Source organism: Pseudomonas sp. NFACC08-1 (assembly GCF_900106735.1).
Taxonomy (GTDB): domain Bacteria; phylum Pseudomonadota; class Gammaproteobacteria; order Pseudomonadales; family Pseudomonadaceae; genus Aquipseudomonas; species Aquipseudomonas fluorescens_Q.
Genome location: NZ_FNNL01000011.1, coordinates 216,039 through 230,390, shown reverse-complemented (window position 1 = coordinate 230,390; position 14,352 = coordinate 216,039). Strand labels below are relative to the sequence as shown.

8 protein-coding genes, 1 rRNA gene and 1 pseudogene are annotated in these 14,352 nt (G+C 59.3%); 7 read left to right on the top strand and 3 right to left on the bottom strand.

Annotated elements, in window-relative coordinates:
* Positions 1–155 precede the first annotated feature (155 nt).
* From rrf to BLU76_RS22070, 7 genes are all read left to right on the top strand, one after another.
* Positions 156–271: ribosomal RNA gene (gene rrf, locus BLU76_RS22100) — 5S ribosomal RNA — on the top strand.
* A 156-nt stretch (positions 272–427) separates the two neighbouring features.
* Positions 428–3,880, top strand: a complete 3,453-nt coding sequence (gene recC, locus BLU76_RS22095) for an exodeoxyribonuclease V subunit gamma (RefSeq protein WP_092224443.1) — start codon at positions 428–430, stop codon at positions 3,878–3,880.
* Complete coding sequence (gene recB / locus BLU76_RS22090; protein WP_092224441.1) at positions 3,877–7,566, top strand: exodeoxyribonuclease V subunit beta; 3,690 nt, start codon at positions 3,877–3,879, stop codon at positions 7,564–7,566. Before recC ends, recB begins: the two co-directional genes overlap by 4 nt.
* Positions 7,563–9,659: an exodeoxyribonuclease V subunit alpha gene (gene recD, locus BLU76_RS22085; RefSeq protein ID WP_092224439.1), complete on the top strand. Its 2,097-nt coding sequence runs from the start codon at positions 7,563–7,565 to the stop codon at positions 9,657–9,659. The genes recB and recD overlap by 4 nt, the downstream gene beginning before the upstream one ends.
* A 139-nt stretch (positions 9,660–9,798) precedes the next feature.
* The gene (locus BLU76_RS22080) at positions 9,799–10,374 is read left to right on the top strand and encodes a regulatory sequestration protein YfiR (protein WP_092224437.1); all 576 of its coding nucleotides are present in this window, start codon (positions 9,799–9,801) and stop codon (positions 10,372–10,374) included.
* Positions 10,371–11,639, top strand: a complete 1,269-nt coding sequence (locus BLU76_RS22075) for a diguanylate cyclase DgcN/YfiN (RefSeq protein WP_092146249.1) — start codon at positions 10,371–10,373, stop codon at positions 11,637–11,639. The genes BLU76_RS22080 and BLU76_RS22075 overlap by 4 nt, the downstream gene beginning before the upstream one ends.
* A gap of 60 nt (positions 11,640–11,699) precedes the next feature.
* Entirely contained in the window at positions 11,700–12,143 is a 444-nt protein-coding gene (locus BLU76_RS22070; protein WP_219737879.1) for an outer membrane lipoprotein YfiB, read from the top strand.
* On the opposite strand, the pseudogene BLU76_RS32385 reads toward BLU76_RS22070, so the two are convergent.
* The 3 genes and pseudogenes from BLU76_RS32385 to BLU76_RS22060 form a co-directional block, all read right to left on the bottom strand.
* A pseudogene (locus BLU76_RS32385) lies at positions 12,140–12,247 on the bottom strand (LysR family transcriptional regulator); the annotation flags it as partial. The gene BLU76_RS22070 and the pseudogene BLU76_RS32385 overlap by 4 nt on opposite strands.
* 11 nt (positions 12,248–12,258) lie before the next feature.
* Positions 12,259–12,918, bottom strand: coding sequence for an HNH endonuclease family protein (locus BLU76_RS31075; RefSeq protein WP_139211649.1), 660 nt, complete (start codon positions 12,916–12,918; stop codon positions 12,259–12,261).
* Positions 12,915–14,231, bottom strand: coding sequence for an AAA family ATPase (locus BLU76_RS22060; RefSeq protein WP_092224435.1), 1,317 nt, complete (start codon positions 14,229–14,231; stop codon positions 12,915–12,917). The genes BLU76_RS31075 and BLU76_RS22060 overlap by 4 nt, the downstream gene beginning before the upstream one ends.
* Positions 14,232–14,352: the final 121 nt, after the last annotated feature.

Here is a 14,352-nt window from a genome sequence, read left to right as displayed (position 1 = left end):
ATTTGTATGCTCCAAGCCAAAGGCGAAAGAGACCAGATTGCGGTGTGTGAAGACGAAACGAACCGAAAGTTCGAGAGACTCGACAGCAACACACAAACTATCGCATACCCATTCGCTGGAACGTGACCGCAAGGCACGCGCTGGCTACCGAATTTCTTGACGACCATAGAGCATTGGAACCACCTGATCCCATCCCGAACTCAGAAGTGAAACGATGCATCGCCGATGGTAGTGTGGGGTTTCCCCATGTGAGAGTAGGTCATCGTCAAGATTAAATTCCGAAACCCCTATCTGCTGATGCAGGTAGGGGTTTTGTTTTGCCCGCAAGAAAGTTCTTACGACAAGCGCGGACTGCTCCCGGCTGTCACAACCCCCCGACAGTGCTAAGGTTCTGCCCCTAGCTTTTGCATTTTCAAGGATGCCTTTCATGCCGGACGCAACGTCCCTCAGCCCAGCTTTCATGGTGGTTCACGGGAATCGCCTTGATGAATTGCGCAGCCTCGTGATCAGCTTGATGCGGCGCTATCCGCTGGCCCCCCTTGAAAATGAAATCGCCCTGGTACAGAGCAACGGCATTGCCCAATGGCTCAAGCTCGCACTGGCTGAAGACCCGGAAAACGATGATTCCGGTGGCTGCGGTATTGCGGCTGCCATTGATGTGCAACTGCCGGGCAGTTTCATGTGGCAACTTTATCGAACAGTCCTGGGACGCGACGAAATTCCGGCCAAGTCCCTATTGGATAAGGCTCCGCTGACCTGGCGCCTGATGCGCCTGCTGCCGCAGTTGATCGAGCAGCCTCATTTCGAACCTCTGCGACGATTCCTTACCCACGACACCGACTTGCGCAAGCGCTATCAACTCTCCGAGCGTCTTGCCGATCTGTTCGACCAGTACCAGGTCTACCGGGCCGACTGGCTTGAGGATTGGGCGGAAGGTCGACACCAGACCAGAAATGTCCGAGGCGAAATCAAGTCGCTCGCGCCGGCAAATTGCTGGCAAGCGGAACTGTGGCGAGCCTTGTTGCTGGATGTGGGGGAACAAGGCATGGCGCAAAGCCGTGCTGGCGTTCATCAGCGCTACATCGAACGTATCAACAGCCTGGAAGCCGCTCCGAAAGGCCTGCCCGCACGGGTCATCGTGTTTGGTATTTCTTCGTTGCCTGCCCAGGTCCTGGAGGCGCTCGCCGGCCTTTCCCGGTTCAGCCAGGTTCTGCTCTGCGTGCATAACCCATGTCGCCATCATTGGGCGGACATCGTCGCCGACAAGGACTTGCTGCGTCATCAATACAAGCGCCAGGCACGCAAGGCTGGCATGCCCGTCGTCCTCGATCCGCAAACCCTGCATCAACATGCCCATCCGTTGTTGGCCGCCTGGGGCAAGCAAGGGCGCGACTATATCAACCTGCTCGACAGCTACGATGACCCCAACAGCTATCGCTCGGTGTTTCGTGATGGGCGAATTGACCTGTTCACTGATGGAACTCCTACAACCCTTCTCAGCCAGTTGCAGGATGACATCCTGGAGCTGCGCCCCCTGAATGAAACCCGGAAACACTGGCCTATCGTCGATACGGAGCGAGACGGCTCGATCCGTTTTCATGTGGCCCACGGCGCCCAGCGTGAAGTCGAAATTCTTCACGACCAATTGCTGGCCTACTTCAGTGCGGATCCGACCCTGCGCCCACGGGATATCATCGTCATGGTCCCGGACATTGACAGTTATGCACCGCACATTCGCGCAGTGTTCGGCCAGCTCGACAGGAGCGACCCGCGGTTCATTCCCTTCACGCTGACCGACCAGGGCCAGCGTGGACGTGATCCATTGCTGATCGCCGTCGAGCATTTGCTCAAGCTGCCGGACAGTCGCTTTCCGGTCAGCGAAATCCTCGATCTGTTGGATGTCCCGGCGTTGCGCGAACGGTTTGGCATTGATGAGGCCGACCTGCCGACACTGCACCGCTGGATCGAAGGCGCCGGGATTCGCTGGGGGATGAGCGCCGAACACCGTGCCGGGTTGGGCCTGCCTGCCGAGCTTGAGCAGAACAGCTGGCATTTCGGCTTGCGTCGCATGTTGCTGGGGTATGCCGTCGGCAGTTCGAATGCGTATGAGGGCATTGAGCCCTATGACGAGATCGGTGGCCTGGACGCGGCGTTGATCGGTCCCTTGGTTGCATTGCTGGATGCCCTGGAAGTCGCCCATCAGGAACTTACCCGGCCGGCATCGCCGCAGCAATGGGGTTCACGCCTGCAAGATCTGATGCAGCTGTTTTTCCAGGCAAGCAACGAGCATGACGACTATTTGCTGGCCCAACTCGAAGACTTGCGTGAAACCTGGCTGGAAACCTGTGAGTCGGTGGGGCTGCACGATGAATTGCCGCTGACAGTGGTACGAGAGGCGTGGTTGGCCGGACTGGATCAGGGGCGACTGTCCCAGCGTTTCCTGGCCGGCGCAGTCAACTTCTGTACCTTGATGCCGATGCGCGCGATTCCCTTCAAGCTGGTGTGCCTGCTGGGGATGAATGATGGTGATTACCCGAGAGCCCAGCCGCCTTTGGACTTCGACCTGATGGGGGGCGATTATCGTCCGGGCGATCGTTCCCGCCGTGAGGACGACCGTTACCTGCTGTTGGAAGCGCTGCTTTCTGCCCGGGAAAAGCTGTATATCAGTTGGGTGGGTCGCAGTATTCGCGACAACAGCGAGCGCCCGGCATCGGTGTTGATCGGCCAACTGCGCGATCATCTCGCCAGTGGCTGGCGGTTGGCAGATGACAGCAAGCCTCTTCTCGATGCCCTGACCCAGGAGCATCCGTTGCAACCGTTCAGTGCACGTTATTTCCATGAAGGTGACGAGCTGTTCAGTTACGCCAGCGAATGGCGGATGCTCCATGGCGTTTGCGATCACACCGACAAGAACCAGGTGCTGGAACCCTATGTCCAGGAGGAGCCCTTGGGCCTTGGGCAGTTGCAGGACTTCCTGCGCAATCCTGTCCGCCATTTCTTCAGTCAGCGGTTGAAAGTGTTCTTCGAGGCCATCGAAGCGCCTTTGGCCGATGACGAACCTTTCGTGCTTGATGCGCTGCAACGCTACAGCTTGAGTGACAGCTTGCTCGAGGCCGCCCTGGTACGCCTGGACCAGCCGGATCTTGCCCTCACCGCTCACGCCAAAAGACTGCAGAACAGCGGCCTGTTACCCATGGCCGGTTTCGGTGAATGCATGCAGCGTGAATTGATCGAACCCCTGCCGGATCTGCTCCAGCGATACCAACAGCTTCTGGCGTTATGGCCGACACCGTCGGTCAGCGCTGTGCCAGTCAGCCTGCAATTGCTGGGAGTGAATGTCGAAGGGTGGCTCAGTGGTTTGCATCAGCGTTCCGACGGTGCGGTCCTCGCCATCACGGCCATACCCAACAGCATCGGTTCCACCAAGACCCGTAAGTGGCATCGCCTGATACGGCCTTGGGTCAACCATCTCGTGGCCTGCGCTAATGGCCTGTCGTTGACGACGGCATTGGTAGCCAGTGATGACAGCTTGCTGCTGGCGCCTTTTGAGGAGCCTGTCGCACAAAGGCTACTGGGCGACATGCTGCAGGCCTGGCAGACCGGTATGCGCCAGCCGCTACCGATCGCGGTGAAGACGGCTTTCGCCTGGCTCGGCCAGACTGATCCGGTCAAGGCCGAAGCCGCGGCTCGCAAGGCCTATGAGGGCGATGGGCAGACGTTTGAAGGCGAGCGGCGGGAAAGTCCGGCATTGGCTCGACAGTTTCCTGATTTCGATGCCTTGATGGCTGACGAAACATTCCCCGATTGGTGCGATGCGCTTTATCGGCCGTTGCTCGAAGCCCCATGGCGTTCATTGGTCGGCGAGGAAGCCCGTTCATGAGTCGACAGACCCCATTGGCCCTGGCTTTCCCGCTACGTGGCAGCCAACTGATCGAGGCCAGCGCCGGCACCGGCAAGACCTTCACCATCTCGGCGCTGTACCTGCGTCTGGTGCTGGGGCATGGCGGTCCGGCGTCCGGCTTTGGCCGCGAGTTGCTTCCACCGCAAATCCTGGTGGTGACCTTCACGGACGCTGCCACCAAAGAGTTGCGTGAACGAATTCGCACCCGTCTGGCCGAAGCGGCGCGTTTCTTCCGTGACGAAATTCCCGCCCCGGATTCGCTGATCGCCGCGTTGCGCGATGAGTTCAACGCTGAGCAATGGCCTGGCTGCGCGAACCGGCTGGACATTGCTGCGCAGTGGATGGACGAAGCGGCCGTCTCGACCATCCACAGTTGGTGCCAGCGCATGTTGCGTGAGCATGCCTTCGACAGCGGCAGCCTGTTCACCCAGACCCTGGAAACCGACCACAGCGAATTGCTGGGCGAGGTTCTGCGCGATTATTGGCGGTTGTTCTGCTATTCGATGCAAGGCGAGGCGCTGAACTGGGTGCGTACCCATTGGGGAGGGCCTGCTGCGCTGTTGCCGCGGGTGCGAGGTTTGTTTTCCAGCGAGCATGGCAACGGCGACGGGCTTGAGCCTGCTGAACTCATCGCCGCGGCCTTGCAGGAGCGCAGTGCCGCCTTGCTCGATCTCAAGGCGCCGTGGCGGCAATGGGCGGTGGAACTGTTGGAGATCTGCCAGCAAGGCGTTGCCAGCAAGTCTGTTGACGGGCGCAAGATGCAGGCGCGTTACTTCGAGCCATGGTTTCAGAAAATTACTGCCTGGGTCGATGACGAAAGCCTTGAGCTGTTGGACATCGGCACCGGATTCACGCGGTTGACGCCCGAGGGCATGGCCGAAGCCTGGAAAGGTGAAGTGCCCAACCATCCCGGGCTGGACGCCATGGCCAGTCTCAAGGCCAGCCTGGATGCGTTGCCCACGCCAGATGCCGCCGTGTTGCAGCATGCCGCGCAATGGGTCGGGACGCGCTTCGAGGCAGAGAAACGTCGCCGCGCCGAGATGGGCTTCGATGACATGCTGCTGCGTCTCGATGCGGCCCTGCAGGCCGACGGCGGCGAGCGTCTGGCGAGCCTGATCCGCGAACAGTTTCCGGTGGCGCTGATCGATGAGTTCCAGGACACCGACCCGGTTCAATACCGCATCTTCGAAAGCATCTACCGTATCGAAGACAACGACCCTGGGACCGGACTTTTCCTGATCGGCGATCCGAAGCAGGCGATCTACGCTTTTCGCGGTGCCGACATCTATACCTACCTGCGCGCTCGCGAAGCCACTGCTGGCAGGCTGCACACGCTGGGCACGAATTTCCGTTCCAGCCATGCCATGGTGGGTGCGGTAAATCATATTTTCCAGAAGGCCGAGTCCCGACCGAAGGGCCGTGGCGCCTTTCTGTTCCGTGAACCTTCGGGCGAGAACCCGGTGCCGTTCCTGTCCGTTGAGTCCCAGGGGCGCAAGGAGTCCTTGCAGGTCGCTGGGCAGGCGGTCGCGGCGCTGAACATCTGGCACCTGTCGTCGGACCAGCCACTTTCCGGTGCGGTGTATCGACAATCCATGGCGGCCGCCTGCGCCAGTGAGATCACGGCGTTGCTCAACGGCGGCCAGTCGGGACGCGACGGCTTCACGGTCGATGGAAAAGTGCTGCGAGGCGTGCGCCCGGCAGATATCGCCATCCTGGTGCGCGATGGTAAAGAAGCGCAGGCGGTGCGAGACGCGTTGTCCGCGCGGGGCGTGCGCAGTGTGTATCTGTCCGACAAGGATTCGGTCTTTGCCTCGCAGGAAGCGCGGGATTTGCTGATCTGGCTCAGGGCCTGTGCCGAGCCGGATGCCGAGCGACCGCTACGGGCGGCCCTGGCCAGCATCACGTTGAACCTGTCGCTGACGGAGCTGGAGCGTCTCAATCAGGATGAGCTGGCCTGGGAAGCCCGGGTCATGCAGTTCCGCGGTTATCGTACGGTCTGGCGCAGCCAGGGCGTTCTGCCGATGTTGCGGCGCCTGCTGCATGATTTCGAACTGCCCCAGGCCTTGATGGCGCGCAGCGATGGCGAGCGGGTGCTGACCAACTTGTTGCACCTTTGCGAACTGTTGCAACAGGCCGCCGGTGAATTGGATGGCGAACAAGCCTTGATCCGGCATTTGTCCGAGCACCTGGCCTTGTCCGGGCAAGTGGGGGAAGAGCAGATCCTGCGACTGGAAAGCGATGAGCAACTGGTCAAGGTGGTCACGATCCACAAGTCCAAGGGCCTCGAATATCCGTTGGTCTTCTTGCCCTTCATCTGCTCGACGAAACCGGTGGACGGCAGTCGATTGCCGTTGCACTACCACGATGAGGCCAACAAGGCGCAGACCAGCCTCAAGCCCACTGCCGAATTGATCGCCAAGGCCGATGACGAGCGTCTGGCCGAGGACCTGCGGCTTCTCTACGTGGCACTGACCCGTGCACAACATGCCTGCTGGCTAGGTGTCGCGGATCTCAAGCGGGGCAGCAACAATCGCTCGATCCTCCATGTGTCCGCGCTGGGGTATCTATTGGGCGGTGGTGCACCGCTGGCCGAGTCGGTGGAATTGAGGCGTTGGCTGGAAGACCTGCAACAAGGCAGTGACGCGGTGAGCTACCAGCCAATGCCCGAGGCCACCGACGAGCACTACCGGCCCCCGCGCAACGAAGCCGTGTTGCTTGAACCCTTGGTGCCCTTGCGAAAAGCCAGCGAGAACTGGTGGATCGCGTCCTACAGTGCCTTGCGCATCAGCGAAAGCCTGAGCGAAGGCAGCGATACCGCGCCAGAGAGTCCCCAGGCCCAGAAACTGTTCGATGATGAACGATTGGACCCGGACGCTCCCAGGGAGACCCTTGCTGTCGGTGGCGACATCCACCGCTTTCCCCGTGGCCCCAACCCCGGCACTTTCCTCCATGGCCTGCTGGAGTGGGCCGCTGGGGAGGGTTTTTCATCGGCACCAGCGGATATCGAGGATGCCATTGCCCGACGCTGCAATCGCCGAGGCTGGAAAGGCTGGATCACCACGTTGAGCGATTGGCTGCGGCACCTGATCAAGATGCCCATGCACGTCGGAAACGACCAGGCGCCAGTGGTGCTCGAACACTTGAGCCGATTCCAGGTGGAGATGGAGTTCTGGTTCGCCAGCCACAAGGTCGATGTGCAAAAGCTCGACCAGCTGGTTTGCCGGTTCACCCATGGCGGTGTGGCCCGCGTCGCGGCGGAGCCGGTGCTGCTCAACGGCATGTTCAAGGGCTTCATCGATTTGACGTTCGAGCACGACGGTCGGTACTACGTGGCCGATTACAAATCCAACTGGCTGGGTGTCGATGACATGGCCTACACCGTACCGGCCATGGAACAGTCGATCCTGGACCATCGCTACGACCTGCAATACGTGCTGTACCTGTTGGCCCTGCATCGCCAGCTCAAGGCACGGCTCCCCGATTACGACTACGACCGGCATGTCGGCGGCGCGTTGTACCTGTTCCTTCGCGGAACCCGCTCAGCCAGTCAGGGTGTGTATTTCACCAAGCCGCCACGGGCATTGATCGAACAACTGGATCGCCTGTTCCAGGGGGCGAGCGAACCCAAGGCTGAACCGGCGTGGGTACAGGGAGAGTTGCTATGAGTCGTTCTTTTGCCGACCTGCTGCCCAAGTCCTCCGACGACGAAAGCCTGGTGGAGTTGGCGCCCTTGAGCCGTGCGCAGGACCTGCTGTTGTTACTGACGCGCTGGGTCGAGCGCGGCTGGTTGCGCGCCCTGGACAAGGCATTCGTGGCGTTCCTCCATGAGCTGGCGCCCGAGGATGATCCTTTGGTCCTGCTCGCTGCTGCGTTGACCAGCCATCAACTGGGGCACGGGCATGTTTGCCTGGATGTGTTCGAGACCCTCAAGGAACCGGATTTTGCGCTGTCGCTGCCTCCCGAGGGTGACCTGCAGACGGGCGCGATGCTGTTGCCATCGCAAATATTGGCGACGCTGGATGGCGTCCATTGGTGCAAGGCCCTGGCGTCCAGTCGTCTGGTGGCCCTGGCCGTGGATGGGAGCGAAGAGGCGCAGCAACGTCCGTTGGTGCTCTCTGGCAAGCGTCTTTATCTGCGCCGCTACTGGGGTTACGAACGGCGGATCGATGAAGCGTTGCGTCAACGGCTTATCGAGCATGAAGCGGCGCCCGGCGACCTGCGCGAGCGTTTGGACGGGTTGTTCGGGCCGGCCAACCCCAGCGGCCCGATCGATTGGCAGAAACTGGCCTGCGCGCTGGCGACCCGCGGGGCCTTCAGCATCGTGACCGGCGGCCCGGGCACCGGCAAGACCACGACCGTTGTACGCCTGCTGGCCCTGCTCCAGGCACCGGCCGTCGAGGCCGGGAAGCCGCTGCGGATTCGCCTGGCCGCGCCCACTGGCAAGGCGGCGGCGCGCCTGACCGAATCCATCAGCCAGCAGGTCCGGACCCTGGATGTGGACGAGGCTGTGCGCGAACGGATTCCCTGCGACGTCACGACAGTCCATCGTTTGTTGGGCAGCCGCCCCGGCACCCGGCATTTTCGCCACCATGCAGGCAATCGCTTGCCACTGGATGTGCTGGTGGTCGATGAAGCGTCGATGATTGACCTGGAGATGATGGCCAATCTGCTGGATGCACTGCCGGTCCATGCACGGTTGGTGTTGTTGGGGGACAAGGACCAGTTGGCCTCTGTAGAAGCCGGTGCGGTGCTGGGGGATTTGTGTCGAGACGCCGAGGAGGGGTGGTACAGCCCCCGGACCCGAGCCTGGCTTGAATCGGTCAGTGGTGAAAGCCTGGCGGCCAGTGACCTGCAACAGGACCTCGACGGCACTCATCCGCTGGCACAGCAAGTGGTCATGCTTCGGCATTCCCGGCGCTTCGGCGAAGGCAGCGGGATCGGTCAACTGGCTCGCTGGGTCAACCAGCAGCAGCCTGAAAAAGCCCGTCAGTTGCTGGAGCAAGGGCAGCATGCCGATCTGTCTTCCCTGAAATTGGCGAGTGAACACGATACAAAATTGGAAAAGCTGTTACTCGACGGCAAGCCAGATGGCCCCCAGGGTTATCGACATTACCTGAGCCTGCTAAGGCAGCGACGCCCGAGCATTTCTCGCCCGCTGGAAGACCGTTGCTGGGCCGATTGGGCCCGGGAAGTCCTGGCGGCCTTCGACGAATTCCAATTGCTTTGCGCGGTGCGCAAAGGTCCGTGGGGTGTCGAAGGACTGAACTTGCGAATCACCGCCGCCTTGCTCAAGGCCCGCCTTATCGATAGCGATCACCAGTGGTACGAAGGGCGCCCGGTGCTGATGACCCGCAACGACTATGGGCTGGGGCTGATGAACGGCGATATCGGTATCGCCCTCAAGCTGCCCGAGCGTGATGGCCCCGATGCCGGCAAACAGGTTCTGCGGGTTGCTTTCCCGCGCAACGACGGCCGGGGCGGTGTGCGTTTCGTCCTGCCCAGCCGCCTGAATGATGTGGAAACCGTGTATGCCATGACGGTGCATAAATCCCAGGGCTCGGAATTCACCCATACCGCGTTGATCCTCCCGGATGCGCTGAACCCGGTATTGACCAAGGAGTTGGTGTACACCGCCATTACCCGGGGCAAGCAATGGTTCAGCCTGATTGAGCCACGAGCGGGGGTGTTCGAGGAGGCGGTGCGGCGCAAGGTCAAGCGTTTGAGCGGGCTCATGTTGGAGTTGGAGGGTGATGACTGAATGATCAGATTTCGTGATTCGATGCCGGAGTCACGATTTTGACTGTTTTCTGTCGGATATGTCCGTAGGGCGCCGGCTCGCTGGCTTTTTGGCACTGTGCTATCGTTCCGACACTTATCGTATGGCTAAGAGATTTTCCATGAAAGTGGCGGTTCGGGAGGCGGTGCGCAGCAAGGACTGGAGGCATTATCTGCTTGCCGGTCTTCTGTGGTTGCTGTCGCCTATGGTACTTGCCGAAGTCCCGCCCTCCACGAGCCGGGCTGAACAGCGGGCCGAATCGGTCACTCAAGTCGTCTTGGGCATTCTCAGCTACGCACGCTGGCCAGTGGAGCCTGCGCAGTTGCAACTGTGCATCGTCGGCCCGACTCAATACACCGACGATCTGGTCAAAGGCACCACCCAGGCCACCGGTCGACCGGTGACCGTACAGCGATTGCTGGCCGATCACTCCAACATCGCTACGGATTGCAACGCCGTCTACATCGGCAGGCTGACCAGCGACGAGCGCACCCGCCTGTTTGATTCCCTGATCGGCAAGCCCGTGTTGAGCATCAGCGAAGGTGGCGACCAGTGCACCGTGGGGAGCCTGTTCTGTCTGCGGGTCGGTGATGAGCAGGTATCGTTCGAGGTCAACCTCGACTCGGTCGCGCGCAGTGGCGTGCGTATCCATCCGAGCGTTCTGCAGCTTTCCCGTCGCAGGCCGGCAGTACCATGAGCCTGACCAAATCGCGGATCCGTCCCACCCTGGGCTCGGTCATCGGGCGCGGCCACCTGATTGTCGCGTTGGTGGCGATCACCATGGCCAGCGTTTCCCTGACGTTGCTGGGTGTGCTTGCGTTGCGGGTCTACGCCGATCACAACCTGCATTTGATCGCCCGTTCGATCAACTACACCGTAGAAGCCGCCGTGGTGTTCGATGACTCGGCTGCGGCCACCGAAGCACTGGCCTTGATCGCTTCCACCGAGGAAGTCGCCGATGCTCAGGTGTTCAATAAACATGGCCGCCTGTTGGCGCGCTGGCAGCGACCGGAAACCGGCCTGTTGTCGGGGCTGGAAGTGCACATTGCCAAGGCGTTTTTGGAAAAGCCCATCAGTCTGCCGATCGTTCACCAAGGGCGGAACATCGGCAGCATTCTATTGGCAGGGCATGGCGGCAGCTTGTTGCGCTTTTTGCTCAGCGGTCTGGCGGGGATCATTTTGTGCACGGCGGTGAGTGCCTGGGTGGCGCTTTATCTGGCGCGACGTCAGTTGCGGGCGATCACCGGACCATTGCGCAGCCTGGCCGAAGTGGCCCACGCGGCACGCAGCGAGCGGGCCCTGGATCGGCGCGTGCCGCCGGCCGCCATCGCCGAACTGGATAATCTGGCCAATGACTTCAATGCACTGCTCGACGAACTGGAGTCCTGGCAGACTCACCTGCAAAGCGAAAACGAAACTCTGGCACACCAGGCCAGCCACGACAGCTTGACCGGCTTGCCGAACCGGGCGTTTTTCGAAGGCCGACTGATCCGCGCCTTGCGCAACGCCAGCAAGCTCAACGAGCAAGTGGCCGTGTTGTACCTGGACAGCGATCGATTCAAGGGCATCAACGACAATTTCGGCCACGCTGCCGGTGACGCGGTGCTGACGGCCGTGGCGACCCGGGTCCGGGCACAGTTGCGTGAAGACGACTTGGTCGCGCGCCTGGGAGGTGATGAATTCGCCGTGCTGCTGGCACCCCTGCACAAGGCCGAGGACGCCGAACGGATCGCTGAAAAAATCATCGCCAGCATGGAAATGCCGATTCAGTTGCCCGGCAATGCTTCCGTGCTGACGTCCCTCAGTATCGGCATTGCCGTTTACCCCGATGATGGTGCCACACCGGGCACCCTACTCCACGCCGCCGATGCGGCGATGTACCAAGCCAAACGCCTTGCCCGAGGCGGTCAACATACGGCGGGGTCGGATCACTCCGTCGCTGATCTTCAAACCAGGAGCTGACTCGTGCGTTCATATCCTCAATTTTCCCTGCGCTGGTTCGCGGCGCTTTTCTTGCTCGTCATGGCGCTGAGCGGTTGCCAGACGGCTCCGCCGAAAGGTCTGACCCCGGCGCAAATTGCCGTACTCAAGCACCAAGGCTTCGAATTGACCGAAGATGGCTGGGCCTTTGGTTTGTCGGGTAAGGTGTTGTTCGGCAGCGATGTGGAAAACCTCAACCCGGCCAGTACCGAAATCGTCGAGCGCATCGGCAAGGCGTTGCTGGAGGCGGGCATCGAGCGGGTACGTGTCGATGGTCATACCGACGCATCGGGTTCCCAGGCCTACAACGAACAACTGTCGATGCGCCGGGCCGCCAGCGTGGGCAAGGTGCTGACAAGCGTTGGCATGCGCGAAGAGAACGTCCAACTGCGCGGCCTGGGCAGCAGCAAACCGGTCGCCTCCAACGACACCGCCAGCGGCCGCACCGAAAACCGCCGTGTCGCCATCGTGGTCATCGCCGACTAGTCGGCGAACACCATCTCCCGGCTGTCGCCCATCAGCAGTGGCTGATTCTGTTCAGTCACTTCGCGAAGTAATTCCATAAATAAGGCGATACATAAAAGATGACGGCAGGGACCTGTTACCAAGTATCCATAGGGTTTAGCCGGCCCTGACGGTAAAGCTCGTACGCTACGAAGGGCGACTCCATTTTAAGAATCTTGAGTGAGTAGTCGTTTTGCCAGTAGCGCTCTGCGTCCTGTTCGCGCTCGCTTCGGAAGTCGTCTAGTCCCAGTGCCGTGATTGTATTTTGAATATCGTTTTGGATATTCAGGGGTAAATTTCTATCGGGGATAACCTGGAAGCCAACGAGCTCAAGCTGAAACCAATCCGGCTGAATTTTGAATGGATCAATAATTCCAACCCAATCCTTCTTACGAGCATTCATACGACTACAACACAGTCGATAATTCGACCATTTGTAAACCTCTCGCCAGCTTTTTGACTTAGGTGCAAAGTGATCTGCGGAGCGTGCACCTGTGACAGGATGAATACGAAAGCAAGAATAGGCACAGAGCTGTCGGTAGGCGTGCATCATCTCATTTAGAGCTTCGGTCCAGTAAGTCGGGAATTTTTCTGCTGGAATGTCACGCTCTCTATTGGCAATCTTCTTGAATGGTTTACCGCCTTGCCGAGGATGGCGCGGAGGTTTTCCGACCATTTCTGAAATGGCGCGCAAGCCTGGCTGGTAAACTTTTTCGTCAAATGTTTTTGGTTTTCTGGCTTTTGCAACCGGGATCACTTTTTCTTCCCCTTTGGAGCCTTGAGTGATTCTCTAAAAGCGGTCCATCGAACCCAAAACCGATCAGTGTCGCCGAGTGCTGACTGGAGAAGTGTGTTGACGCGCTCGATATCCGTATCTTCTGGAGTGGCTTGCCGACAAAGGTTAAGCGCCTCACGCATAGCGACTTCGGCTTCAATTGAACGTGGTTCGCCGAGATCGAAGGCTTCGCTGGTTAACCAGTTTCCTACTTCTCCTCTGCGTACAAATGGACGTTTGCGCAGAATAACTTCCTGGTTTTCAAAGTCGAGATCAAACCATGCGTCCTGACCTCTATCGAAAAGCGGCTCTACGGAAGCAAGAACGAGCGGCGAGTGAGTGGCGGCAATAAGCTGCACCCTAGCGTCCTCGTCATTGGTCAGTTTTTGCATCACTTTCAGAAGCGCAGGGACCACAGCACGTTGCCAGCGCGGATGAAGATGGGCTTCAATCTCGTCAAAGAGAAGCACGATACGTGACGAGGGTTCTTGTCCAAGTTGTTTGGACGCAATCAGATGCTCACGCCAGGCCCAAGAGAGCATGTAAGCAAGTGCGGTAATGCGTCGTACGCCCAAAGATGCATAAAGGATTGGAACCTCTTGACCGTACCCCATGCGGATGGTCGGAATATCACGCGCATCGTTAATAGATAATCTTGCGAAGCTTTCTCCTGGTTTCAGGCTGTCATCACCTCCAGTTGGAGCGAGCACTTCCAGCACAGCGGCCATACGCCTTGCATCCTCACCCCGCTCGCGTATCCACGATGCCCAGTCCGCTACAAGGCCATTGCTTACTTGCGTTGGTTTTTCGTCGATCGGAATTCGCAGACCATCCCAGACATCCTTTGAGCTAAATACATAAGCAGGAACTCTATCCTGAATGTCGACGTTTCCCTTCTTTTTCCAGTAATTACGTGCAGGATCCCAAACAGCAAATCCACCGTCAGCAAGCGCATATACGACGAGACCGGGGTTCCATGGGCGACCCGCTTTACCAAGCCAGGATTGTTCATCGGGTACGTAAGTACTTTCGTATTTAACCCGTCCAGTTTTGCTTTCCACCTCGAATTCAATGGTCGATTTTTTTGTGATTTCGGTGGGGCGAGCGCCGTAACCTGAGGTCAGATTAGTATTAAGGTCCTGAGGCCACTTCCGCGTGAGAGCCCACCACGCGACATCAATCAAAAAACTCTTACCAAGACCATTGTCACCCGTGATCAGGTTAAGTCGCGGTGCGAGCTCCATCTGCATCTCTGGCGCGGGGCCGACATTTTTTAGATGAAGTGACTTGAGCATCGGTTTTTCCTATCTTGAGCGATTTGATTGTGCAGGCTTGGTTTTCTAAGGCCTATCATCTTCATTCACGCAGGTACGGCTAATTTTTTCAGCTTGCGATGGTACTCTGTTGAGGCCCGTA